A 25,773-nucleotide genomic window follows, 5' to 3' on the forward strand; every position below is an offset into this window, starting at 1 on the left:
CCCGGTGCCGGTGGCCGCACCGCGGTCGACCCCGATGCCGTCCCGGTCGGCGAAGTGGTAGGTCCCCCAGGGGCTGTACTCGTAACCGTCGACGCTCGGCCCGTAGTGGTGGCCCGGCTGCACCATCCATCCCACGCCGAGGGGAGCGGTGTACTTCTCGTACGTCCGCCACGAGCCGTCGAGCACCGCGTGCAGCCCGTCGGCCAGTGGCGAGGGGGCGTCCGGGAACGTGAGCCCGATCCACTCGTCGAGCACCGCGCGCGGCTCGGCGTCCGGCCGCCACGCCAGCCGCCCGAAGGTGTACAGGTTCGCCTGGGCCAGCGGATGCCCCGTCCAGAACGGGTCGTCGCCGGCGTTCGACACGGCCACCAGCCCGCCGCGTGCCAACTCGCCGACGGTGATGTCCTGTTCGTGCCGGAACCGCAGCACCTCGCTCCACATCGGTCCCAGCCAGCAGACGTGCCGCTGCTGGCCCGTGTACTCCTGGGTGGCCTGCACCTCCACCGCCAGCCGGGTGCGCGGCATCGCCCCGATCAGCGGCGAGACCGGCTCCCGCACCTGGAAGTCCATCGGCCCGTGCTTCACCTGGAGCACCGCGTTCGCCGCGAACTCCCCGTCGAGCGGCACGAAGTGGTCGTACGCGGCCCGCGCCCGGTCCGTGGTGCGGTCCCGCCAGTCCTGGCGGTGGTCGTAGACGAACGCCCGCCAGTGGACCGTGCCGCCGTGCGGCTCCAGCGCGGCGGCCAGCATGTTCGCGCCGTCCGCGTGACTGCGGCCGTACGCGAACGGACCCGGCTGCCCCTCCGAGTCGGCCTTCACCACGTACCCGCCGAAGTCGGGTATCGCCTCGTACACCCGCCGCGTCGCCCCGGCCCACCAGTCCCGCACCGAGGCGTCCAGCGGATCGGCCGTGGGCAGGCCGCCGAGCACGATCGGCGCGGCGAAGGACACCGACAGGTGGGTGCGGACGCCGTAGGGCCGCAACGCGTCGGCCAGGTCCGCCACTTCACCGATCCGGTCGGTCAGCAGGCGGGCCTCGGTCGCGTGCACGTTGACGTTGTTCACGGAGATCGCGTTGATCCCGCACGCCGCGAGCAGCCTGCCGTACGCCCGCACGCGGTCGAGTTCGCCCCGAGCCCTCCCGTCCTCCCAGAACAGCGAGCCGCCCGCGTACCCCCGCTCCACCTGGCCCATGACCGGATGCACGGCCACGTTGTCCCAGTGGTCGAGCATCCGCAGCGCGTGCGCCGGGCGATGTGTCTCCGGCGCCCACTCACCCCGGAACGCCGCCTCCCCGAGCCGTACGACGTGGAACAGCCCGTAGAGCAGCCCGCGTGGGCCGGAGGCGGTGACGGTCGTCGCGCCGCCCGAGCGCGCGACCGTGAAGCCCTCCTCTCCGAGGCCGTCGTCCCCCAGGCCGAGGACCAGGTGGTACGAGCCGTCCGAAGCGGCCCGCGCGACCCGGCCCCCGAACCGTCGGCAGGCCTCCGCCACCTCCCCGTGCACCGTCTCCACCAGCGGATCCGGCCCTCGGACCAGCGTCCGCCGGCCGCCGATCGCCCGGAAGGCGGCGGCCGGCAGCCAGGCCGGGTCGACACCCTCGGGCGGGACGGGCACGGGAAGCGACATGAGACCCCCACTCCCTTGCTCAGGAGAGCAGTTCGACCTCCGCCAGGGTGCCCTCGCCGTCGAGGACCAGGCGGTACCTCTCGTACGTACCCGGCGACCTCACGCTGAACGCGCGTGTCTGCCTGTCCCAGGCGAAGGACTCCCCGGAGCGCCGGTCCAGCGTCCGCCAGGTCGTGCCGTCGGACGAGCCCTGGAGCGTCCAGCCGGCCGGTGCCTTCGTCCGGTCGGACGAGGACGTCAGCGTGTACTGGACGGCCTCGGCGCGCTCGCGGACCGGAAGGTCCACCGAGGTCGCGGCCGCGTCCGTCGCCGAGGTGTCGTCGAACAGGGCACCCTCGCCCTTCAGCACGTCCGCGCGGGGCGCCGGAACCTCGTCGTCCCGGGTGATCGACACCGGCGCCGCGTGCTCGCCCGTGCCCCAGGACGACGGGCGCGGACCCATGTCGAACTCCAGGACCCCGCCCTCGGCGACCAGCGAGTGCGGCAGGGAGGTCTTGGTCCAGGTCCGGCCGTTGACCTTCAGCCCCCGCACGTACACGTTCCTCGCGCTGTTCTCGGGCGCCTTCACCACCAGCTCGCGCCCGTTCTCCAGATGGACGGTCGCCTTGGTGAACAGGGGCGAGCCGATCGCGTACTCGCCGCTGCCCATCACCAGCGGGTAGAAGCCGAGCGCGGAGAACAGGAACCAGGCCGACTGCTCGCCGTTGTCCTCGTCCCCGTGGTAGCCCTGGCCGATCTCGCTTCCGGTGTACAGGCGCGACAGCACCTCGCGGACGTTCCGCTGCGCCTTCCACGGCTGCCCGGCCGCGTCGTACATGTAGATCGCGTGGTGCGCGACCTGGTTGGAGTGCCCGTACATGCCCATCCGCACGTCCCGCGCCTCCGTCATCTCGTGGATGACGCCGCCGTAGGAGCCGACGAACTCCGGGGAGGCCGTCTCAGGTGTGGAGAAGTAGTCGTCGAGCTTGTCGGCGAGACCCTTCCGGCCGCCGTACAGGTTCGCCAGACCTCGACTGTCCTGTGGGGCGGTAAATGCATATCCGTACCCATTTGTCTCGGTGTAGTCGTACCCCCAGACCCGCGGATCGTACTTCGACGAGTCGACCCGCCAGCCGCCCTTCGCGTCCCGGCCCTGGAAGAACCCGGCCTTCGTGTCGAAGAGGTTCACATAGTCCCGGGCGCGGTTCAGGAAGTACTCCGACTCCTCCTTGTAGCGCCGCTCGCCGGTCTCCTCGTAGAGCTTGCGGCCCATCCGGGAGATCCCGTAGTCGTTGAGGTAGCCCTCCAGCGCCCAGGACAGGCCCTCGTGCGTCTCGGTGCTCGTGTAGCCGAGGAACGGGGAGGTGGCCATGCCCTTGCGGCCGACGCCCGAGCTCGGGGGCACCACCGTGGCGTTCTTCACGGCCGCGTCGTACGCCGCCTTCGCGTCGAAGTCCACGCCCTTGACGTACGCGTCCGCGAACGCCACGTCCGAGGACGTGCCCGTCATGAGGTCCGCGTAGCCGGGGGAGGACCAGCGGGAGGTCCAGCCGCCGTCCTTGTACTGCTGCACGAACCCGTCGACCAGCTCGCCCGCCCGGGACGGCGTCAGGAACGAGTAGGCCGGCCAGGTCGTCCGGTAGGTGTCCCAGAAACCGTTGTTGACGTACACCTCGCCGTCGACGATCTTCGCGCCGGTGTGCGTCGGGGTGTCCGGGTTCGGCATGGGGGAGAAGGGCGAGGCGTACTGGTGCTTCCCGCCGACCTTCTCGAAACCGGAGTTCGGGTACAGGTAGAGCCGGTACAGGCTGGAGTACAGCGTGGTCAGCTGGTCGGGGGTCGCGCCCTCGACCTCGACCTTGCCGAGCAGCCGGTCCCACTGCCGCTGGGCGCCCTTCTTCACCGCCTCGAAGGACCTGCCCTCCGGGATCTCCTGGCGGAGGTTGTCCTTGGCCTGGTCGACGCTGATGAGCGAGGTCGCGAGGCGCAGGGTGACGGTCCGGTCGTCGGTCTCGAAGCGCAGGTAGCCCTTCACACCGGACGACGAGCCCTCGGTCACCGCCTTGTCGAACTCGCCGTAGACGAACAGCCGGGTCGCGCCCGTCGACAGACCGGACTTCACGTCCGAGTAGCCGGTGACAGTCCCGTTCTCCTGGTCGAGGGTCAGCCCCGCCTGCTCCGTCACGTTGTCGAAGAGCACACTCGCGTCGTCGCCGGGGTAGGTGAAGCGCAGCGCCGCCGCATGATCCGTCGGCGCCATCTCGGCCTTCAGCCCGTTCTCGAACCGCACCCCGTAGTAGTACGGCCGCGCCGTCTCGTTCTCGTGCCGGAAGGCCAGCTCCCGGGCCTCCCGGCCGAGGTCCGGAGTGCCGGCGGCGACGGACGGCATCACCTGGAAGGTCTGCCGGTCGCCCATCCAGGGGCTGGGCTCGTGGCTCGCGCTGAACGCCTGGATCGTCGGCAGGTTGTCCGCGTTGTTCGCGCGTGCGTAGTCGTACAGCCAGCTCAGCGAGCCCGCGTTGGTCACCGGCGTCCAGAAGTTGAAGCCGTGCGGCACCGCCGTCGCCGGGAAGTTGTTGCCCCGTGAGAAGCCGCCGCTGGAGTTGGTGCCGCGCGTGGTGACCGCGTAGTCGGACAGATGCGCCTTCGGCCGCTCCGGGGCGACGGACTCGATGGTCACGTCGTCCAGCCAGCCCCGGAACCTCGCAGGGCCCTTCGGGGAGTCGTACGCCACCAGGATCCGGTCCACGGTCTTCCCGGCCGCGACCGACCCGATCCGCGCGGCCACGTTGTTCCACTGGTTGACGTAGAGCACCTTCGCCGCGCCCTGTCCCCGTGGGGTCAGCGGGAATCCGTGCTGGTCGGTGGCCCGCAGGTCGCTCAGGTAGGTGCCGTCGGTGAAGGCGAGGTCGACGGAGACGTTCGTCGCGTCGTAGTCGAGGTCGCCGTCCGCCATCGACGGGAAGACCCGATAGGAGAGCCGGGTGTTCCGGCCGACGGCCACGTTCACGTCGAAGACCTTGTTGTACGAGTACGCCCGTCCGTCGGCGGTGTGCCGCCCGGCGTAGCGCAGGGCCCGCTTCCCGGTGAACCCGGCGCCCGCCTTGGCGGTGGGGGAGCCGCTCGGACCGCGGTCGACCAGGGAGAGCATGTCCTGCGGGACCGGCCCGTCACCGCCGCCGGTGGAGAACTGCACGTCGGCGAGCTGGAGGAGGTCGCCGCCGTTGTTACCGGTGACGTCGAGCCGGAAGTGCCGGTACTCGGCGGGTTCCGCCACGTCGTACGTCCTGGTCTGGAACCGCTCGGGGAAGGACTCGCCGGAACGGGCGTCGAGGGTCTTCCACTCCTTGCCGTCGGTGGAGCCCTTCAGGGTCCAGTCCTTCGGGTCGCGCTCGTCGTGGTCATTGGCCGATGTCAGGGCGTATCGCACCAGTTTGACGGGTTTGTCGAGGTCGAACTCGACCCAGCCGGTGGGCTCGAACGTGAGCCACTTGGTGCTCGGCTCGCCGTCGACCAGGTTCTCCTTCACCTCACCGCCGCCCGTGTTCTCGGCGCCGGCCCGGACGTCGGTGACCTGGTCGGTGACGTTGCCCGGTATGCCGCTGCTGTATCCGCCGTCGACCCCCGAGGCCCGCTTGCCGCCGTCGGGGGCGGTGTCGACGGTGTTCGACCAGTCCGGAACCGGGTCGTCCGCCTCGAAGGAGGACGCGAACCTCCGGTCGGCGGCCTCGGGGGCTCCGGGCCGTGCGACCGCCACGCCCTGTGAGCTCAGGGCCAAAGCGAAGGCGGTCGTCGACACGACCGCCGAACCCCATCTGTGCCGAGCTTTCCGCTGCATCAACGGGTACCCTCCCTGCGCAGTGGACAACGTTGTCAACTTCGGTGCGCAAGGACCAGTAGTTGCCCAAGTGGCGAGGGGTGTCAAGGGTGTTGGTTGTGGGACCCACGGGCGGCGACCGGGATTTTTCCGCCGGGCACCCCGCGGACCGCTCGTCTTTCCGTGAGGTCTCAACTCGGATAAGACCCGTGGCCAACCTTGTGTTCGATCTTGATCCGTTGGCGGGAAGTGGACTATACCTGTCGGGCGCTTCACACGATCCGCACGTCACCACCCGCACTTTCCTGCACGACCCAGCGTGACCCGACCGCGGTGCCGGGAGGATCCGGTTCACCGCCTGAGTCCTGGAGAAGGCGAGGACTTGAGCATGGGATCCACTTCCGCCGAGAACCACGGCACCGAGGGTGTCGGCCGCCGTGATCTGATCAAGAGGTCCGCCGCGCTCGGACTGATCTCCGTACCGACGTTTGGCTTCCTGTCCGCCTGCGCGAGCAGCGGGGGCGACGACACCGGCGGCAAGGCCAAGGCCGGCAAGAAGACGGCGAAGAACCCGCTCGGCGTCAACGACACCGCGGGCATGGAGTTCGTCCTGTTCGACGGCGGCTTCGGCAAGGAGTACGCCGAGGACGCGGTGAAGATCTACCAGAAGAACTTCCCCGAGGTGAAGGTGAAGTTCTCCGCCACCCAGAAGATCCAGTCCACCCTCCAGCCCCGCTTCAACCAGGGCACCCCGCCGGACCTCATCGACAACTCCGGCGCCGAGCAGATGGACATGGGCGTCCTGGTCGGCAAGAACCAGCTCGCCGACCTCACCCCGCTGCTGGACGCGCCCTCCTACGACGACCCGAACAAGAAGGTCCGCGACACGCTGCGCCCCGGCATCGTCGAGATGGGCCAGTTCGACGGCGAGAAGGTCTGGATCTTCTACTACGCCTACACGGTGTACGGCGTCTGGTACTCGCAGAAGGCCCTCGACTCGCTCGACGAGCAGTACCCCGAGACCTGGGACCAGATGCTCGCGGTCTGCGCGAAGGCCAAGAAGAAGGGCATGGCGGGCTGGACGTACGCGGGCAAGTACCCGTACTACCTCCCCTTCTCGCTCTACCCGATGATCGGCAAGGTGGGCGGCGTCGAGGTGCTCGACGCCATCGACAACCTGGAGCCGAACGCCTGGAAGCACCCGGCGGTCAAGGCCTGTTTCGAGGCCTACTACGAGCTCTACAAGAAGGGCTACGTCCTCAAGGGCACCCCGGGCCTGGACCACATCCAGTCGCAGACCGCGTGGGCCCAGGGCAAGGCGCTGTTCATCCCGAACGGCTCCTGGGTGGAGAACGAGTCGGCCAACGTCATCCCGAAGGACTTCGGGCTGTCCGTCTCGGCGCCGACCGGACTCGACTCCTCCGACAAGCTGCCCTTCGGCACCATCTGGGCCTCCGGCGGCGAGCCGTTCATCGTCCCGTCCAAGGCGAAGAACGCCGCGGGCGGCATGGAGCAGCTGCGCATCATGCTCAGCGAGGCGTCGTCGAAGAACTTCACCAGCAAGGTGAAGTCACTGACCGCCTACAACGGCGGCACCGACGGCATCACCCTCACCCCGGGACTGAAGTCCGGTGTCGCGGCGCTGGACAAGGCCGGCCAGAACGTGGTGAACCCCCGTCTGCAGGACTGGTACGTGCAGTTGCAGAAGGAGAAGATCGGGGTGTCCGGCCTGGGCGAGATGATGGCCGGCCGCCTCACGCCGGCCGAGGCCGTCAAGAAGATCCAGGGCTTCGCCGACGAGGCCGCCAAGGACGACTCCATCAAGCACTACAAGCACCAGTAACGGCACCGGAAACTCGTTTCCGCAACGGCACCGGAGTGGCGATGCAGCACGGCAAGTACCGGTTCATCGTGGGCTTCCTCGCGCTGCCCCTGGGACTGTACGCGCTCTTCGTGATCTGGCCGTTCATCCAGTCCATCTACTACTCGTTCACGGACTGGACCGGCCTGAGTCCCGAATTCAAGATGGTCGGGTTCGACAACTACAGCCGGTTGCTCGACGACGAGATCTTCTGGAAGTCGTTGCAGCACAGCCTGTTGTTCGCGCTCCTGCTGCCGGTGGTGACGATCAGCCTGGCGCTGTTCTTCGCCTTCATGATCAATGTGGGAGGCAGAAAGAGGAGGAACGGCCCGGTCGTCTCCGGTGTCCGGGGCTCCTCCTTCTACAAGATCGTCTATTTCTTCCCGCAGGTGCTCTCCATCGCCATCGTCGCGCTGCTGTTCGCGTTCGCGTACAACCCGGACAGCGGCGCGATCAACTCGGTCCTGCGCGGGATCGGTCTCGACGACGTCCAGCCGCTGTGGCTGGGCGACCCCGATCTCGCGCTGTGGGCCGTGATGGGGGTGCTCGTCTGGTCCACGGTCGGCTTCTTCGTGGTCCTCTTCTCCGCCGGCATGGCCTCCATCCCGGCGGAGATGTACGAGGCGGCGCTGCTGGACGGGGCGGGCCGCGCCACGACCTTCTTCCGCATCACCCTGCCGCTGCTGTGGGACACCGTGCAGTCCGGCTGGGTCTACATGGGCATCCTCGCCCTGGGCGCCGAGTCGTTCGCGGTCGTGCAGATCATGACGACCGGGCCGGGCGGTCCCGACTACTCGACCACCGTCATGGTCCTGTACGTGTACCAGAAGGCGTTCCGTGACGGGCAGGCCGCCTACGCCACCACCATCGGTGTCGCCCTGCTCGTCGTCACGCTGGCCTTCGCCGCCGTGGTGATGCGGCTGGGCCGTCGCGAGCGGCTGGAGTTCTGACCAGATGAAGACGACGCAGACCCCCGCACCCCTGCCGGCCGAGTCCGGCGCCCCCCTGGCGAAGACGGACGCCCCGCCGGGTCCGCCCCCGAAGGAGAAGAAGGAGGGCACGGTCCTCAACGTCTTCTCCCACGGCATCCTCGTCCTCTGGGCGATCATGGTGGTCATGCCGCTGCTGTGGGCGGTGATGACGTCCTTCAAGGACGACCGGTCCATCTTCTCCTCGCCCTGGTCGCTGCCGGACACGCTGCACTTCGACAACTGGTCGCGGGCGTGGACCGAGGCCAACATGAGCGACTACTTCCTCAACACCGTGCTGGTGGTGGGAGGTTCGCTCATCGGCACCCTGGTGCTCGGCTCGATGGCGGCCTACGTGCTCGCCCGCTTCGACTTCCCGGGCAACCGGTTCATCTACTTCCTCTTCATCGGCGGCATGAGCTTCCCGATCATGCTGGCGCTGGTCCCGCTGTTCTACGTCGTGAACAACATGGGCCTGCTGAACACCATCCACGGGCTGATCCTGGTCTACATCGCCTACTCGCTGCCGTTCACGGTGTTCTTCCTGACGGCGTTCTTCCGGACCCTGCCCACCTCGGTGGCGGAGGCGGCCTTCGTCGACGGCGCCTCGCACAGCCGGACGTTCTTCCAGATCATGCTGCCGATGGCCAAGCCCGGTCTGGTCAGCGTCGGCATCTTCAACTTCCTCGGCCAGTGGAACCAGTACATGCTGCCCACGGTCCTCAACACCGACCCGGACAAGCGCGTCCTCACCCAGGGGCTCGTCCAGCTGGCCGTGAGCCAGGGCTACAAGGGCGACTGGTCCGGGCTCTTCGCCGGCCTGGTGATGGCGATGCTGCCGGTCCTCGCCGCGTACATCGTCTTCCAGCGGCAGGTGGTGCAGGGGCTGACGGCCGGCGCCCTGAAGTAACCCTGCGGAATCGCTCGCGCACACGCCGCTCCCGATCACGGGGTGGCGTGCACGTGTGTGTCCATGGACCCGGAAACCGTTCAACCTCTTGACGGGAGGCGACCCGAACGGCTCGACTTAGAGTTCACTAGTTGGACATGGACGGGGTCTCATTGAAGCGGCCCCGCGCGCAGGAGGTCGTCGTGGAGACTCCGGGGTCGCAGTCGTCGCTGCACCGAGCCAACCTGGAGCGGGTCGTACGAGCCGTGCGCCTGGCGGGCTCCCTCACCCAGGCCGAGATCGCCCGGACGACCGGGCTGTCCGCGGCGACAGTATCCAACATCGTGCGGGAGTTGAAGGACGGCGGCACCGTCGAGGTCACACCCACCTCGGCGGGCGGCCGCCGGGCCCGCAGCGTGTCGCTGAGCGGGGACGCCGGGATCGTCATCGGGGTCGACTTCGGCCACACCCACCTGCGGGTCGCGGTGGGGAACCTCGCGCACCAGGTGCTCGCCGAGGAGTCCGAGCCGCTGGATGTGGACGCCTCCTCTGCGCAGGGGTTCGACCGGGCGGAGCAGTTGGTCAGCCGGCTGATCGAGGCGACCGGGGTCGACCGGTCCAAGATCGCCGGGGTAGGTCTCGGCGTGCCCGGCCCGATCGACGTCGAGTCCGGCACCCTCGGCTCGACCGCGATCCTGCCCGGCTGGACCGGCACCAAGCCCGCCGAGGAGCTGCGGGGGCGGCTCGGCGTTCCGGTGCACGTGGACAACGACGCCAACCTCGGTGCCCTGGGCGAGATGGTCTGGGGCAGCGGCCGGGGGGTGCGGGACCTGGCGTACATCAAGGTCGCCAGCGGTGTCGGCGCCGGTCTGGTGATCAACGGCAAGATCTATCGCGGTCCGGGCGGTACGGCCGGGGAGATCGGGCACATCACACTCGACGAGTCCGGCCCGGTCTGCCGCTGCGGGAACCGCGGCTGCCTGGAGACCTTCACGGCCGCGCGTTACGTGCTCCCGCTCCTGCAGTCCAGCCATGGCACCGACCTGACGATGGAAGGCGTCGTGCGGCTCGGGCGGGAGGGCGACCCGGGCTGCCGCCGGGTGATCGCCGACGTCGGCCGCCACATCGGCAGCGGAGTGGCCAATCTCTGCAATCTGCTGAACCCGAGCCGCGTGGTCCTCGGCGGTGATCTCGCCGAGGCCGGTGAGCTGGTGCTGGGGCCGATCCGGGAGTCCGTCGGCCGTTACGCCATCCCCAGTGCGGCACGCCATCTGTCCGTGCTCCCGGGGGCGCTCGGCGGCCGCGCGGAGGTGCTCGGGGCGCTCGCCCTCGCCCTCAGCGAGATGGGCGATTCGACCCTTTTGGACGGAACTGCCCCTGGAACGCTACAGACAGCGACGCCTGCCTTCACTTAGAGAACGGATGGCACCGTTGCCATCTCGTTAAGAATTTACTTCTTGACGTCGCACGTGTGGCCGAGTTGACTTCCAGCCACCTCGGCCGCAATGTCGCGGCCTCGTCAGGGAGGTTTCTGAAGTGAACACGCGTATGCGTCGCGCCGCTGTTGCGATGGCCGCCGGTGCGATGGCCGTTTCGCTTGCTGCCTGTGGCAGCGCCAAGGAGTCGGGCGACAAGGCCGGCTCCTCCGGGTCGCCCAAGAAGGGCGACGACATCAAGGTCGGTCTCCTCCTTCCGGAGAACGCGACCGCGCGGTACGAGAAGTTCGACCGGGTGCTCATCGAGAAGAAGGTCAAGGAACTCACCGGCGGCAAGGGCGAGGTCGTCTACGCCAACGCCAAGCAGGACGCCAGCACGCAGAACCAGCAGGTCGACACGATGGTGACCAACAAGGTCGACGTGCTGATCGTGGACGCGGTGGACTCCAAGGCCATCGCCGGCTCGGTGAAGAAGGCCAAGGACGCGGGCATCCCCGTCGTCGCCTACGACCGCCTGGCCGAGGGCCCGATCGACGCCTACACCTCGTTCGACAACGTCACCGTCGGCAAGACCCAGGGCGAGGCCCTGCTGAAGGCCCTCGGCTCCAAGGCCAAGAGCGGCCAGATCGTCATGATGAACGGGTCGTCCACCGACCCCAACGCCGCCCAGTTCAAGAAGGGCGCCCACGCCGTCCTCGACGGCAAGGTGAAGGTCGGCCGCGAGTACGACACCAAGGAGTGGAAGCCGGAGAACGCCAACGCCAACATGGAGGGCGCCATCTCCGCCCTCGGCAAGGACAAGATCGTCGGCGTCTACTCCGCCAACGACGGCATGGCGGGCGGCATCATCACGGCCCTGAAGGCGGCCGGCATCGCCGACATACCCGTCACCGGCCAGGACGCCGAACTCTCCGGCGTGCAGCGCATCGTGACCGGCGAGCAGTACATGAGCGTCTACAAGCCCTACCCGCAGGAGGCGGACGTCGCGGCCGAGATGGCCGTCGCCCTCGCCCAGGGCAAGTCACTCGACTCCATCGCCAAGGACAAGGTCGACAGCCCGACCACCAAGGCCATCCCTTCCGTGCTCGTCCCGGTCGTCTCGCTGACCAAGGACAACATCAAGGACACCGTCATCAAGGACGGCATCTACACGGTCGCTGAGATCTGCACGGGCAAGTACAAGGCCGCCTGCGACAAGGCCGGCCTCAAGTAGGCAGCCGTCAGGTCCCGCCGGAGTCACGGGAGTCCGCGTACGGACTCCCGTGACTCCCGCAGCGGACCGGCTGCCACGAGTTCCCACGAGTTCCTCCGGCGCCCCGCCACACCAGCCCCGCAAGCTCCGCGGGGCGCCGGAGTGATCACTCTTCCCACACTTCTGCACAACCTCCCGCCGGGTCAGGCGGCGAAGGAGATGGTTCACGTGTCCGCTACGCCCGTGCTGGCGTTGCGCGGGGTCTCCAAGCGGTTCGGTGCCGTACAGGCGCTCACCGACGTAGAGCTTGAGGTCCACGCCGGTGAGGTGGTCGCCCTGGTGGGCGACAACGGCGCCGGAAAGTCCACGCTGGTCAAGACGATCGCCGGCGTGCACCCCATCGATGAGGGCGTCATCGAGTGGGACGGCAGGTCCGTCCAGATCAACAAGCCGCACGACGCCCAGAACCTGGGCATCGCGACCGTCTACCAGGACCTCGCGCTGTGCGACAACATCGATGTCGTCGGCAACCTCTACCTCGGCCGGGAGATCCGCAAGCGCGGCGTCCTGGACGAGGTGGAGATGGAGCGCCGCTCCCGCGAGCTGCTCGACACGCTGTCGATCCGCATCCCCAGCGTGCGCATCCCGATCGCCTCGCTCTCCGGCGGCCAGCGCCAGACCGTGGCCATCGCACGCTCCATGCTCGGCGAGCCCAAGCTGGTCATCCTCGACGAGCCCACCGCCGCCCTCGGCGTGGAGCAGACCGCACAGGTCCTCGACCTCGTCGAGCGGCTGCGGGAGCGCGGCCACGCCGTGATCCTCATCAGCCACAACATGGCCGACGTCAAGGCCGTCGCGGACAAGGTCGCCGTGCTGCGCCTCGGCCGCAACAACGGCGTCTTCGAGGTCAAGTCGACCTCGCAGGAAGAGATCATCTCCGCCATCACGGGCGCCACGGACAACGCCGTGACCCGTCGTGCGGCGCGCACCAATGGGGAGATCAAGAAGTGAGCATCGACAAGACCTCCGCGGCCCCGGACACGCCCGGGGACCACGTCGTGGCGAACCCCGAGGCGGCCAAGGCCGCCGTCACGGTCGTCGACCCCCGGCTGCTGGTGCGCGAGCAGGGCTTCGGGGGATACGTCACCGAGTTCAAGCGGAAGATGAAGTCCGGTGACCTGGGATCCATTCCGGTCGTCGTCGGCCTGGCCGTCATCTGGATCATCTTCCAGAGCCTGAACTCCAACTTCCTCACCGCGGGCAACCTGTCCGACATGTCCGTCGCCATGGTCGGTACGGGCATGATCGCCGTCGGCATCGTCTTCGTGCTGCTGCTCGGCGAGATCGACCTGTCGGTCGGCTCGGTCAGCGGTGTCGCCGGGGCCGGCTTCGCCGTGCTGAACGTCACCAACGGCATGAACGAGTGGCTCGCCTTCGTGCTGGCCATCGTCACCGGCACGGTCGCCGGCGCGCTGCACGGCTTCTTCTTCGCGAAGATCGGTGTCCCCGCGTTCGCCGTCACGCTGGCCGGCCTGCTCTTCTGGAACGGCTTCATGCTCCAGGTCCTGGGCGACAACGGCACCATCAACCTCGACCCGGACGGGGTCGTGGCCCAGCTGACCAGCTACTACTTCTCGGACGTCGCCGCGGCGTACGGGCTGGCCGTCGTGGTGACCGCCGGTTACTTCCTCAGCTCGTTCCTGGGCAACCGGCGGCGGGAGGCCGCGGGGGTGCCGTCGCGGCCGCTGAGCGAGACCATCGTGCGCACGGCGCTGCTGGCGGTCCTCGCGTTCGCCGTCGCCATCGTCTTCAACCAGTACAAGGGCCTGCCGCTGGCCGTGGTGATCTTCATCGTGGTGCTGCTGGTCACGGACTTCGTGCTGCGGCGCACGGCGTACGGGCGGAAGGTGTTCGCGCTCGGCGGCAGCGTCGAGGCGTCGCGCCGGGCCGGTATCAACGTGGAGCTGGTGCGGATCTCGGTGTTCGCGATCTCCGGTACCTTCGCCGCGGTGGGTGGTCTGTTCATCGCGTCGAAGATCGCGGCGGCGAACCAGGGCGCCGGTGGGGGTGACCTGCTGATGAACGCGATCGCCGCGGCGGTGATCGGAGGGACGTCGCTGTTCGGTGGGCGGGGGCGTACGTGGAACGCGCTGCTCGGTGTGCTGGTGATCGTGTCCATTCAGTACGGGCTCGCCCTCGAGGGCATTGCCTCGCCGGTGCAGTACATGATCACCGGTGGTGTGCTGTTGGCCACGGTTGTGATCGACGCTGTGACGCGTAAGACGCAGAAGACCGCGGGGCGTGCGTAGCGCCGTGGGAGCTGCGCTGCGTGGGCGGACGCGGATGCGTCGTGGCTTGTCGCGCAGTTCCCCGCGCCCCTGAAGGGACATGACTGTGCCCGGCATCGGAAGGTGCCGGGCACAGTCGTGTCGTAGGTGGGGCGCAAGCTGGGTACAGCCGAACGCGTGACGTATGACGCATGGCCACGGCGCAGTCCTCAGGGGCGGAACATTAGACTCGACACGCCCGGCAACAGCTCGATCAGCTCTACTGCAAGGAGGCACGGGTGCCGCTGCTGACCCGTATCAGGGGACCGCGCGATCTGGACCGGCTCAGCCCGGAGGAGCTGAACCAGCTGGCGGAGGAGATCCGGACCTTCCTTGTCGAAGCGGTCTCCAAGACCGGCGGTCACCTCGGCCCCAACCTCGGCGTGGTGGAGCTCACCATCGCCCTGCACCGGGTCTTCGACTCGCCCAAGGACAAGGTGCTCTGGGACACCGGCCACCAGTCCTACGTTCACAAGCTCCTCACCGGCCGTCAGGACTTCTCCAAACTGAAGATGAAGGGCGGCCTGTCCGGCTACCCCTCGCAGGCCGAGTCCGAGCACGACGTCATCGAGAACTCGCACGCCTCGACCGTCCTCGGCTGGGCCGACGGTCTCGCCAAGGCCAACCAGCTGCGCGAACGGGACGACCACGTCGTCGCCGTCATCGGTGACGGGGCGCTGACCGGCGGCATGGCCTGGGAGGCGCTGAACAACATCGCCGAGGCCAAGGACCGCCCCCTCGTCATCGTCGTCAACGACAACGAGCGGTCGTACGCGCCCACCATCGGCGGTCTCGCCAACCACCTCGCGACGCTGCGCACGACCGACGGCTACGAGCGCTTCCTGAGCCGCACCAAGGAGATCCTCGACCGCACGCCCGTCGTCGGCAAGCCGCTCTACGAGACCCTGCACGGGGCGAAGAAGGGCCTGAAGGACTTCATCGCACCGCAGGGCATGTTCGAGGACCTCGGCCTCAAGTACGTCGGGCCGATCGACGGACACGACATCGAGGCGCTGGAGTCGGCGCTCGCCCGGGCCAAGCGGTTCGGCGGACCCGTCATCGTGCACTGCCTCACCGAGAAGGGCCGCGGCTACCAGCCCGCCCTCCAGGACGAGGCCGACCGCTTCCACGCCGTCGGCAAGATCCACCCCGACACGGGCCTGCCGATCGCCTCCTCCGGCGCCGACTGGACGTCCGTCTTCGGTGAGGAGATGGTCAAGCTCGGCGAGGAGCGCGACGACGTCGTCGCCATCACGGCCGCCATGCTCCAGCCGGTGGGCCTGGAGAAGTTCGCCAAGCGGTTCCCCGAGCGGGTCTACGACGTCGGCATCGCCGAGCAGCACGGCGCGGTGTCGGCCGCGGGCCTGGCGACGGGCGGGGTGCACCCGGTGTTCGCGGTGTACGCCACCTTCCTCAACCGCGCCTTCGACCAGGTACTGATGGACGTGGCGCTGCACAAGTGCGGGGTCACCTTCGTCCTGGACCGGGCCGGTGTCACGGGCACCGACGGCGCCTCCCACAACGGCATGTGGGACATGTCGATCCTTCAGGTCGTGCCCGGGCTGCGGCTCGCCGCGCCGCGCGACGCCGACCAGGTCCGGGCGCAGCTGCGCGAGGCCGTCGCCGTCGACGACGCGCCGACCGTGGTCCGCTTCTCCAAGGGCGCCGTCGGCCCCGCCGTGCCCGCCGTGGGCCGTGTCGGCGGCATGGACGTGCTGCGCGAGCCCGGCACCGACCGGCCCGACGTGCTGCTGGTCTCCGTCGGCGCGCTCGCGCCGATGTGCCTGGAGATCGCCGGTCTGCTCGACCGGCAGGGCATCTCCACCACCGTCGTCGACCCGCGCTGGGTCAAGCCCGTCGACGAGGCGATGGCCCCGCTCGCCGAGCGGCACCGTGTGGTCGTCACCGTCGAGGACAACAGCCGCGTCGGCGGTGTCGGCTCGGCGGTCGCGCAGGCCCTGCGGGACGCGGGAGTCGACGTCCCGCTGCGCGACTTCGGCATCCCGCCGCGCTTCCTCGACCACGCCTCGCGCGCCGAGGTCATGGCCGAGATCGGCCTCACCGCGCCGGACATCGCCCGCCAGGTGACCGGGCTGGTCGCCAAGCTGGACGGGCGGTACGAGCGCAGCGCCGCGGACGCCGTGGACTCGGTGGAGAGCGCGCGCGACTGACGCGGCTGAACGAGCTCTGATGGGCCGGTGTCCCCACCGTGAGGGTGGTGGAACCGGCCCATTGGCGTGAATTGGTCCGTGCCGGGGCATACGGATGGTGCCACCTCTCGATCATGTCGAGGACGACAAGCGTGGGAGGTACCCCGTGAGCAGCACCCTCTTCCGGACGAAGAAGGTCGAGCAGTCCATCCTCGACACCGAGGAACCAGAACACGCGCTCAAGAAGTCCTTGTCCGCGCTGGATCTGACCGTGTTCGGCGTCGGTGTGATCATCGGCACCGGCATCTTCGTCCTCACCGGCACGGTCGCGAAGGACAACGCCGGGCCCGCGGTGGCCCTGGCGTTCGTCGCGGCCGGCGTCGCCTGTGCGCTGGCCGCGCTCTGTTACGCGGAGTTCGCGTCCACGGTTCCGGTCGCCGGGTCCGCCTACACGTTCTCCTACGCCTCACTGGGCGAGCTGCCCGCCTGGATCATCGGCTGGGACCTCGTCCTGGAATTCGCCCTGGGGACGGCGGTGGTGGCCGTCGGCTGGTCCGGCTACATCCAGTCGCTCATGGACAACGCGGGCTGGGTCATGCCGGCGAGCCTGGGCAGCCGGGAGGGCTCCGACGTCTTCGGCTTCGACATCCTCGCCGCCGCGCTCGTCCTCGTCCTCACCGGCATCCTCGTGCTCGGCATGAAGCTGTCGGCCCGGATCACGTCGATCGTCGTCGCCATCAAGGTGACGGTCGTCCTTGTCGTGATCATCGCGGGCGCGTTCCTCATCGACGCCGACAACTACGACCCGTTCATCCCGAAGGAGAAGCCCGTGGAGGCCGGGAGCAGTCTCCAGGCCCCACTCATCCAGTTGATGTTCGGCTGGGCGCCCTCCAACTTCGGCGTGATGGGCATCTTCACCGCGGCCTCGGTCGTGTTCTTCGCCTTCATCGGCTTCGACGTCGTGGCCACGGCCGCGGAGGAGACCCGGAACCCGCAGCGCGACATGCCGCGCGGCATCCTCGGCTCCCTCGTGATCTGCACGACGCTGTACGTCCTCGTGTCGATCGTCGTCACCGGCATGGAGCACTACAGCAAGCTGGACGTCGACGCGCCGCTCGCCGAAGCCTTCAAGGCGACCGGGCATCCTTGGTACGCGGGCTTCATCAGCTTCGGCGCCGCGGTCGGCCTCACGACGGTGTGCATGATCCTGCTCCTCGGCCAGACGCGGGTGTTCTTCGCGATGAGCCGGGACGGGCTGCTGCCGCGGTTCTTCTCCCACGTCCACCCGCGGTTCAAGACCCCGCACCGGCCGACGATCCTGCTGGGCGTGATCATCGCGATCGTCGCCGGGTTCACTCCGCTGACCGAACTCGCCGCCCTGGTGAACATCGGCACGCTGTTCGCCTTCGTGGTGGTCGCCATCGGCGTGATCATCCTCCGCAAGACCCGCCCCGACCTGCCCCGGTCCTTCCGCACCCCGTGGGTGCCGGTCATCCCGATCCTGTCGGTGTGCGCCTCGCTGTGGCTGATGATCAACCTGCCCGCCGAGACGTGGGTGCGGTTCGCCATCTGGATGGTCGTCGGCTTCGTCGTGTACTTCCTCTACGGCCGCACCCACAGCCGCCTCGCCCTACAGGAGGCAGAGAAGGAACAGCCGACACCCGGCGGTTCCGCCTAGCCGCAGGCAGTCGTGCCGCTGGGGCGATGCCGCGCGAACGCCCCGCCCCCAGCACCCACGCCGGGCTCCTACGGACGCACCGTACGGGGCCCGGCGACCTCCGCCCCCAGCTCCCCGACCCGCCTCCGCAACTCCCGGTCCGCCGTCACCACCAGCACCGCACGCTCACCGGCCGACGCGACGACCTCCACGATGTGATCGTCCCCACTGCCCGGCGCCGACGACACCCGCACCCCGGGCACGGACTCCACGCCCCGCGCAGCCCCCTCCACCACGAGCACGACCTCGACCGCCCCGGAAACCCCGGGCACCCCGTCCGCCGCCAACCGGTCCCGCAACCGCTCCGCCGCCCCCCGCCGGTCCCGCCACCACCCGTCCGGCACCGACCCGACGACGTTCGCGGCGTCGACGACGACAAGCAGAGGCAGGTGGTCGTTCATGTGGCCAGGGTCGCACGGAACATGACCGCCCGGCGCGGTAGGGCCGCACGCGTGGCCGTCCGGCCCGCATAAAGTGAACTGGTGAACGGCGAATGGCTCATCCGCGGCCGTGACGGCCGCCTCACCGTCTACCTTCCCTCCGACGACGCCGTCCTGTGCCGTGCGGAACGCGGCCCTGCCGGCCCCTGGGAAGACGCTCCCCGCACCGTCGGCGGCAGCCAGAAGCTGCGCCCGGGCGCGGCGGTCGGCCAGGGCGCCGACGGGTACGCCCACCTGGCCGCGTGGCGGCCCACCGTGCCGGGGGAGTCGGGGCTCGTGCACTCCACGCACTTCCGGCCGGGGCTCGCTCCCCTGGACTGGGTTCCGATCGGGCACCCGGATCAGAAGGGCGACCGGACGGGCCCGCCGGCCGTCGCCGTGGACGGCGCGGGGCGCGGCTATGTCTTCGTCCGGAACAAGGGCGGCGGGGTGAGCCTGCGCAACCAGAAGGTGAAGGGCGGCTGGGGAGGGTGGCTGGACCTCGCAGGGCATGACGTGGAGGGGGAGTTGGCCGCCCTGACGGGGGAGTCGGGGCTCGTGGAGGTGTACGCCTGCGTGCCCGGCGGGATCCTGCACTGGCGGCAGGAGGGGGACGGGAAGAAGCCGGTGCGCACCGAAGGCGTCGACGTGCCCGTCCGGCCGGGAACCCTGCGCGCGCTCGCCACGTCCGCCGAGCACACCACCCTGTTCTTCACGGACACCTCCGGCGACCTGTGCGCCTGGCGTCCGGGCGAGAAGCCGGTGACGCTCATCGCGTCGGCCGGGCCGGGGCCGGTGTCCGCCGTGCGGTGTGAGATCGAGGGGCACGACTGCACCGTTCTCGCCCAGCGGTCGGCGAGCGGCCGGGTCGCCTTCGCCGCCTATCCGACCGAGCAGGAGTCCGCCGGCGCCTGGTGGACCGAGTCCGGGCCACCGTTGCCCGCCGACGCCACGGTGTCGCTGGCGCTCGACGAGGACGGTGAGGTCGTCGCGGCCTCCCTCGCCCCGTCGACCGGCACACTGCTCCTCACCCGCCGCAAGGACGAGCCGGGGCTCGCGCTGGAGGCCTGGCGGGAGATCTGACTCTCCCGTTCCACTTGAGGCTCCTGTCGCTCCAGACACATGAGACGTGTCAAGGGTTGTACGGATGTGTGCGTGACAAGGCGCACCTGGGGTGAACATGGTCAAAAAGTGAAGGTCTTGTTAACCTCCTCGGACTTGTTCGATTTTGCTCGGGGGGCCGGTTGCTGCTGCGTCTGGCCGACGCCGTGGCAACGGGGTTGGGGAATGATGTCGTGAGCAGATCCTCCACGGTGGATCTTGTCGTTGTCGGACTCGGTTACGTGGGGCTGCCGTTGGCACGGTCCGCCGCCGCCGCGGGCCTGAAGGTGGTCGGTCTCGACCGCAGCCGACGGGTGGTCGACGGGCTGAACACCGGCCGTTCGCATGTGGACGACATCACCGACACCGACGTGCGCTCCATGCTGGAGCAGGGTTTCGAGGCCACGGACCGGGCCGGCGTCATCGCCGACGCCGCCGCGGTCGTCGTGTGTGTTCCGACGCCCCTGACCGACCACGGTGCCCCGGACCTCGGCGCGGTGCACGCCGCCGTCGACGACATCGCCGCCCATCTGCGGACCGGCACGCTCGTGGTGCTGGAGTCGACGACGTACCCCGGGACCACCGACGAGGTCGTCAGGCCGCGGCTGGAGGCCGGTGGCCTGCGCGTCGGGGCCGACTTCCACCTCGCGTTCTCCCCGGAGCGCATCGACCCGGGCAACGCCTCCTTCGGCCTGGAGAACACGCCCAAGGTCGTCGGCGGCATCACGGCCGACTGCACCAAGGCCGCCCGCGCCCTCTACGAGCGGTTCGTCAACCGGGTCGTCGAGGCCAAGGGCACCCGCGAGGCCGAGATGGCCAAGCTGCTGGAGAACACGTACCGGCACGTCAACATCGCCCTCGTCAACGAGATGTCGATGTTCTGCCGGGAGATCGGCGTCGACCTGTGGGACGCCATCCGGTGCGCGTCCACCAAGCCGTTCGGCTTCGCGCCCTTCTACCCCGGACCCGGTGTCGGCGGGCACTGCATTCCGATCGACCCCAACTACCTCTCGTACAAGGTGCGTTCGCTGGGCATCCCGTTCCGCTTCGTGGAGCTGGCGCAGGAGATCAACCAGCGGATGCCCGTGCACGTGGTGAACCGGGCCGCCGATCTGCTCAACGACCAGGGCAAGGCCGTGCGCGGGTCCCGCGTGCTGCTGCTCGGCGTGACCTACAAGCCGGACATCTCCGACCAGCGGGAGAGCCCGGCCCTGGCCGTCGCCGAGAACCTCCTCGCGCGCGGAGCCGAGCTCGTCTACTTCGACCCGCGGGTCGAGGACTGGCGTGTCGGCGGAGCGCCCGTCGAGCGTGCCGGCGACTACCTCGCCGCCGCCGAGGCCGCCGACCTCACCATCCTGCTCCAGCCGCACCGCGAGATCGACCTGGACGAGCTCGCCGACCGCGCCCGGGCACTCTTCGACACCCGGGGCAAGGCCGCCGATCACCCGCGGGTGGTCAAGCTGTGACCTCCGAGGACACGTACATACCCGGGGCCGTCGAAGCCGGCGGCCGCCGCGCACATCGCAAGCGACGGCATCTGAAGGTCTCGTACTTCGTCTTCCTGGGCCTGGCCGCGCTGATCGCCACCCGGCTCGACGCCGGTTCCCTGCACCTGTACTCGCTGGGTGCGATGGGCCTGCTGTCCCTGAAGATGTTCGGCGCCCTCTTCTACCGTCCGGCCAAGGCCGGGCGGGAGGAGCTGGAGTACCTCGAGAACGCCTGGGTCACCGCGGTCATCCCGATCTACAACGAGGACCCGGTGATGTTCGAGCAGGGCATGCGCAGCCTCCTCGCGCAGAGCCGCCTGCCGAACGAGATCCACATCATCGACGACGCGAGCGCCAACGACTCGGGCATCAAGGCGGCGAAGAAGCTGCGCCGCGAGTTCGAGGCCAGGGGCGTCAAGTACACCGTGAGCGTGCAGCCCGAGAACAAGGGCAAGCGCGAGGCGCTGGCGCTGGGCTTCGAGGCCGCCCCGTACTCCGACATCTTCCTGTGCGTCGACTCGGACACGGTGCTGTCCCGGGACACCGTCCGCGAGCTGCTGCTGCCGCTGGCCGACGAGAAGATCATGGCCTCCACCGGCATGGTCCTGGCGCTCAACCACGACAGCAACATCTTCACCCGCCTCCAGGACCTGCGCTACGGCAACTCGTTCCTCTTCGAGCGGGCCGCCTACTCGCGGCTGAAGTCGGTCCTGTGCTGCTGCGGCGCGCTGTCGGCGTACCGCGGCTCGCTGGTGCGCAAGTACCTGCCGGACTTCCTCAACCAGCAGTTCCTGGGCAAGCCGGCCGTCTTCGGTGACGACCGCCGCATGACCAACTACTGCCTGATGGAGGGCCAGGTCGTCTTCCAGGAGACGGCCGTCGGCTACACCGCCGTCCCCGAGAAGCTGCCGCACTTCCTGCGCCAGCAGGTCCGCTGGAACAAGTCCTTCTTCCGCGAGTCGCTGTGGGCCTTCCGGCACCAGAAGAAGTACCGGCCGGCCTTCTGGCTGACCTGCATGGAACTCGCGCTGTGGCTGGTCTTCGGCACGGCGATGTTCTACTCGATGGTCATCCTGCCCATCATGAAGCCCGCCCAGTTCGTCAACCACATCGGCGACTACCTCATCTTCATGGTGCTGATGGGGTACCTCCGCAACGTGCGGTACCTCGACTTCCCGCGCCGCGGCATGGGCTTCGTCAAGCGCTTCGGCATGTTCCTGCTCGCGCCGCTCTACGGCGTGATCCAGCTGACCCTGCTGACCCCGCTGCGTTTCTACGCCCTGTTCACCCTGCACAAGGGCTCCTGGGGCACCCGTCAGGGCGGTGTCGAGGTGTCCGTGGCCGGTGATCACGAGAACGACGTGACGGAGATCTTCGAGGAAGAGGACCCGTACTCCGACAAGAAGGTCACCGAGACGCTCCAGCTGATGCGTCTGGAGGGCGTGGCCCTGCGCACCCGGCCCCGCCCGGCGGGCGGTATCCCGTCCCAGCCGCAGCCGATCCCCGGCTACGACGAGGAGCAGCATGCGGGCGTTCCGCAGCAGCGCGTGAGCTGGGGGGCGCCGGCACCGGCCGGGCAGCAGCAGTGGCAGGGCGGGTACGAGGGCCATCCCGACCCGTACCAGCAGCAGCACCCGCAGCAGGGCGCCTACCCGTACCAGGACCCCTCCTGGCAGCAGGGGAACGGTCAGGGCGGCTGGTAGGGCCGCAGCAGAGCAGAGCAGAGCAGAGCAGAGGGGCGGCCGGGGGGCCGCCCCTCTCACATGTACACGGGCCCGATGGGCAGGGGCCTCAGGTGTACGAGGCCATCGCCTCCTCGACCGTCAGCACCGGGATGTCCCGGTCGTCGATCGCCTTCATCAGCGTCTCCAGACCCGCCTTGCCGATCTCGGTGCTCGTGGCCGGGGCGCCCTCGGTGACCTTGTGCAGACAGAGGATCAGCCAGTCACCGCTGTTCACGCACCGGTCGAGCCGGCCGCCCGTGCCCGTCAGCTTCGACAGGGCCGTACCGCCGATGCCGTCGCCGTCGTTGATGCCGGTCAGTGCCTTCAGGCGGTAGGGCATCGCCGGGGCGAACGACTCGATGGTCTCGGAGATGATCGACCGGGCCGTGGTGAAGTGCCGGCTCGCGATCTGGTCCACCGGGACACCGTCGGTCGTCTTCTGGAACGCGCCGTGCGGATAGGCGAAGTGCTCACTGGTGAAGCCGTTGGACACCAGCCACTCGCGCAGCTTCCGGAAGTCGTCGTCGGCCTGCTCCGCGGTCAGCTTGGGATAGCTGGCCGTGTGCACGGCGTTCGCGTACGAGTGGCCCGCCATCTCCCAGCCGGAGAAGTCCTGCATGGACCGCATCTGGCCCAGCGTCAGGAAGCTGCCGGTGCCGATGGCGTCGGCGATGTTGTAGACCGTGCCGGGGAAGCCGAAGCGGTCCATGACCGGGCGGGCCAGGTCGTGGATCGACTTGTGGGAGTCGTCGAAGGTGATGGAGACGACGCCCTTGGGGAAGACCGAGACCGTGTCCGGTATCAGCTCGACGGCCTGCAGCCGGTAGGTCACCGGACCGCCCGCGTCGTCGTACACCGCGAACGACATGTCGGTGAAGCCGGTCTTCGTGGACGGCTTGCCGTCGGCGCCGATGGAGTAAGTCCCGGCCGCCGCGTTGACATCCGCCCACTGGAGGTGGACGGTCACCCACTCCCCGGACTGCACGTAGTTCGCCGACGTCTTGGAGTGGGCGTGGAACGTCCAGGCGAAGTGGTTCGCGAGGGAGCCGCTGCCCAGGTAGAAGACCATCTTGGCCAGGTTCGTCACGTCGTCGACGCGGAAGACGAGCCGGATCATCTTGCCGGTCATGCTCATCGCGGGCATGCCGGTCCTGCGGACGTAGGACTGCTTGCCGGAGCCGCCCGTGGTCACCCGGACCGACTGGGTGCCGCGGACGAAGACGGACGTGTCGTTCGCCTCGGCCGACGCGGTGCCCGCGCCGCCGGGCGTCCAGCCATGGCCGGACTGGAACTGCTGGGACCAGCTCGCCCGCCGGTACTTGGGGCGGCGCCCGGAGGGGGCGTAGAGGGGAGGCGTGGTGAGGCCCCCGATGCCTCCCGCGGCGGCAGGGGCGGCCGCGGGCTGCGCCACCACCTTGCCCAGCCACGCCCCGCCACCGGCCATGGCGACGCCTCCTGTACCGCCCATCAGCAGAGCGGAGCGCCTGCTCACCACCGGCTTGTCCTCCGTTGCCTCGGCAGCGTGCCTGTGGGCGCCGGACCGCCTGTTCCTCACCGGGACTCCCGAACCGTGTCGAAGTAGTTCATGCCCTCGCCGGTGAAGTCCTCGACCTCGGCCTGGACTTCCTTCGCCGACAGGGTTTCGTTCGCGTTGTAGTAGAGCCAGTCGATCTTCATGTCCCAGGCGCGGTCGCCCTTGAACGGCAGATCGATGAACCAGTGGTTGAAGTTCACGGACATGTCCGCGCGCGGGGCGTACTTCCCGTTGCTGAGGAAGAGCTTCCTGCCGTCCATCCAGTAGGCGACCACGCCGTCCTTCACCCTGATCAGCATGGTGTGCCAGGTGTCGAGGCTCTTCTTCGTGGTCTGGTAGACCCGGTCGTTCGTCTTGTGGTCGTACCAGGTCACGGTGTCGAGCTTGGGGCCCGGCCGACCCCATCCGCCGTTCGGCATGTACTCGTTGTCCAGCTCGCTGTACTTCGAGCCCTTGCCGCCGATGGTGTAGAAGGTCTGGTTGACGTGGTCGCCCAAGTCCCCGGTGGCCGGCTCGTCACTGAAGTGGATCCGGGCCGCGTAGGTGCCGTCGCGGAACTTGCTCGCGGCCGTGCCGAGGCTCGCCTGCTTCGTCCCGGCCTCGGTGCCGTCCGTGCTGGCGCGCAGGTTGAGGACCTGGCCCTCGGCCAGGGCGCCCTTCGCGGTGGGGAAGGTGACGCCCTCCGCCGACCAGGTGTTCTCGATGCCCGGGCCGCCCTTGCTGGTGCGGACCAGCCAGCCGTGCTTGAACAGGGCCGGGTCCTTGGCGCCCTGGTAGGTGAAGTCGTCGAACAGCACTCCGGCCGGCGGGGCCGGCAGCGGCGCGGGCGCGTCGGCCTTCGCCGAGGCCTTCTTCTCGTCGCTCGCCTTGGTGCCGTCCGGCTCCTCGCCCCAGGCGAGGACGCCCCGCTTGTACGCGGTGACCTTCTCCGCCTCCTTGTACGACGTCATCTCGGCGTCGAAGGAGCGGTCGTCGGACTGCTTCAGCTCCTTGTGGTCGGTGCGGAACAGCTGGACGTCGATGCCCTTGCTGTTCGCTCCGGGCTTCAGGTCGCCCGCGCCCTCGGTGAACCTGAGCTCCAGGTAGTGGTCGGCGGTGTCGGTGGCCTTGTCCATCGCGACGATCCGCCCGGCGACGTTCGAGCAGCCGAAGACGACGTTGACGCAGTTGAAGGCGTACGAGGAGGGCCCCGCGGAGCCGTCGGCCGTGAACCAGTACCGGAGCGTCACCTCGCTCAACGGCAGTGGCTTGTCCGTGTCGTTGAAGACCTCGAACGACGGCTTGGCCGCCGTGGCCGTCGCCGGGGTGTCGGTCCGGTAGCGGACCTTCAGCTCGGGCGGGTCCGGGTTCGCCGCCTTCCACACGGGATAGAGCGCCGTGCCGCCGGCGGCGACCACCGCCACGAGGAGCAGGAGCCTGATCTTGGGCCAGACCCGGCGTCGGGGTGTTCGGCGACGAGGGGACGCCACGCAGGACTCCTTCGAGGACACCCGGCGGTCTTGGGTGGAGACCGTCAGAGTCAGGTAAACAATGGTCGGATTGT

The 25,773-nt window shown here is 68.9% G+C and carries 17 protein-coding genes; 12 read left to right on the forward strand and 5 right to left on the reverse strand.

All coding sequences use genetic code 11. The features are described from left to right. Together SSQG_RS30105 and SSQG_RS30110 are read right to left on the reverse strand one after the other, a co-directional pair. Nucleotides 1-1,629, reverse strand: a 1,629-nt coding sequence (locus tag SSQG_RS30105; protein WP_052310367.1) for an alpha-glucuronidase, incomplete at its 3' end; no start/stop codon positions are given. A gap of 19 nt (nt 1,630-1,648) precedes the next feature. After that, nucleotides 1,649-5,446 carry a GH92 family glycosyl hydrolase gene (locus SSQG_RS30110; protein WP_003993713.1) on the reverse strand — a complete coding sequence of 1,266 codons (3,798 nt, stop codon included), beginning with the start codon at nt 5,444-5,446 and terminating at the stop codon, nt 1,649-1,651. A gap of 367 nt (nt 5,447-5,813) precedes the next feature. Between SSQG_RS30110 and ngcE the strand changes: the two genes are divergently transcribed. The 9 genes from ngcE (at nt 5,814) to SSQG_RS30155 (ending at nt 17,926) form a co-directional block, all read left to right on the forward strand. Next, a complete protein-coding gene (gene ngcE, locus SSQG_RS30115; protein WP_039933949.1) occupies nt 5,814-7,268 on the forward strand; it encodes an N-acetylglucosamine/diacetylchitobiose ABC transporter substrate-binding protein in 1,455 nt (484 codons plus the stop codon). A gap of 41 nt (nt 7,269-7,309) precedes the next feature. Then, on the forward strand, nt 7,310-8,236 hold the full coding sequence (locus tag SSQG_RS30120) for a carbohydrate ABC transporter permease (protein WP_003993715.1): 927 nt from the start codon (nt 7,310-7,312) through the stop codon (nt 8,234-8,236). Nucleotides 8,237-8,240: 4 nt separating this feature from the next. Beyond that, a complete protein-coding gene (locus SSQG_RS30125) occupies nt 8,241-9,164 on the forward strand; it encodes a carbohydrate ABC transporter permease (RefSeq protein ID WP_003993716.1) in 924 nt (307 codons plus the stop codon). Nucleotides 9,165-9,346: 182 nt separating this feature from the next. Next, nucleotides 9,347-10,558, forward strand: coding sequence for an ROK family transcriptional regulator (locus SSQG_RS30130; RefSeq protein ID WP_003993717.1), 1,212 nt, complete (start codon nt 9,347-9,349; stop codon nt 10,556-10,558). Nucleotides 10,559-10,691: 133 nt separating this feature from the next. Continuing rightward, on the forward strand, nt 10,692-11,792 hold the full coding sequence (locus tag SSQG_RS30135; RefSeq protein WP_039933950.1) for a sugar ABC transporter substrate-binding protein: 1,101 nt from the start codon (nt 10,692-10,694) through the stop codon (nt 11,790-11,792). Between the two features lie 198 nt (nt 11,793-11,990). After that, entirely contained in the window at nt 11,991-12,782 is a 792-nt protein-coding gene (locus tag SSQG_RS30140; RefSeq protein WP_031119096.1) for an ATP-binding cassette domain-containing protein, read from the forward strand. Beyond that, complete coding sequence (locus tag SSQG_RS30145; protein WP_003993720.1) at nt 12,779-14,080, forward strand: sugar ABC transporter permease; 1,302 nt, start codon at nt 12,779-12,781, stop codon at nt 14,078-14,080. The genes SSQG_RS30140 and SSQG_RS30145 overlap by 4 nt, the downstream gene beginning before the upstream one ends. Nucleotides 14,081-14,337: 257 nt before the next feature. Beyond that, the gene (gene dxs / locus SSQG_RS30150; RefSeq protein WP_003993721.1) at nt 14,338-16,269 is read left to right on the forward strand and encodes a 1-deoxy-D-xylulose-5-phosphate synthase; all 1,932 of its coding nucleotides are present in this window, start codon (nt 14,338-14,340) and stop codon (nt 16,267-16,269) included. Between the two features lie 145 nt (nt 16,270-16,414). Continuing rightward, nucleotides 16,415-17,926 carry an amino acid permease gene (locus SSQG_RS30155; protein ID WP_003993722.1) on the forward strand — a complete coding sequence of 504 codons (1,512 nt, stop codon included), beginning with the start codon at nt 16,415-16,417 and terminating at the stop codon, nt 17,924-17,926. Between the two features lie 68 nt (nt 17,927-17,994). Here SSQG_RS30155 and SSQG_RS30160 read toward each other — a convergent pair whose 3' ends face one another. Continuing rightward, the gene (locus SSQG_RS30160; protein ID WP_003993723.1) at nt 17,995-18,366 is read right to left on the reverse strand and encodes a hypothetical protein; all 372 of its coding nucleotides are present in this window, start codon (nt 18,364-18,366) and stop codon (nt 17,995-17,997) included. 81 nt (nt 18,367-18,447) lie between these two features. On the opposite strand from SSQG_RS30160, the gene SSQG_RS30165 reads away from it, so the two are divergent. From SSQG_RS30165 to SSQG_RS30175, 3 genes are all read left to right on the forward strand, one after another. Beyond that, nucleotides 18,448-19,467, forward strand: coding sequence for a hypothetical protein (locus SSQG_RS30165; protein ID WP_039933951.1), 1,020 nt, complete (start codon nt 18,448-18,450; stop codon nt 19,465-19,467). A 212-nt stretch (nt 19,468-19,679) separates the two neighbouring features. After that, on the forward strand, nt 19,680-20,951 hold the full coding sequence (locus SSQG_RS30170) for a nucleotide sugar dehydrogenase (RefSeq protein WP_003993725.1): 1,272 nt from the start codon (nt 19,680-19,682) through the stop codon (nt 20,949-20,951). Continuing rightward, nucleotides 20,948-22,675, forward strand: a complete 1,728-nt coding sequence (locus tag SSQG_RS30175) for a glycosyltransferase (RefSeq protein ID WP_039933952.1) — start codon at nt 20,948-20,950, stop codon at nt 22,673-22,675. The genes SSQG_RS30170 and SSQG_RS30175 overlap by 4 nt, the downstream gene beginning before the upstream one ends. A gap of 88 nt (nt 22,676-22,763) precedes the next feature. Here SSQG_RS30175 and SSQG_RS30180 read toward each other — a convergent pair whose 3' ends face one another. Together SSQG_RS30180 and SSQG_RS30185 are read right to left on the reverse strand one after the other, a co-directional pair. Then, nucleotides 22,764-24,188, reverse strand: coding sequence for a polysaccharide deacetylase family protein (locus tag SSQG_RS30180; RefSeq protein ID WP_244299296.1), 1,425 nt, complete (start codon nt 24,186-24,188; stop codon nt 22,764-22,766). A gap of 59 nt (nt 24,189-24,247) precedes the next feature. After that, entirely contained in the window at nt 24,248-25,699 is a 1,452-nt protein-coding gene (locus SSQG_RS30185) for a cellulose binding domain-containing protein (RefSeq protein ID WP_003993728.1), read from the reverse strand. Between the last annotated feature and the right edge of the window lie 74 nt (nt 25,700-25,773).

The sequence above is a fragment of the Streptomyces viridochromogenes DSM 40736 genome (genome assembly GCF_000158955.1).
Taxonomy (GTDB): domain Bacteria; phylum Actinomycetota; class Actinomycetes; order Streptomycetales; family Streptomycetaceae; genus Streptomyces; species Streptomyces venetus.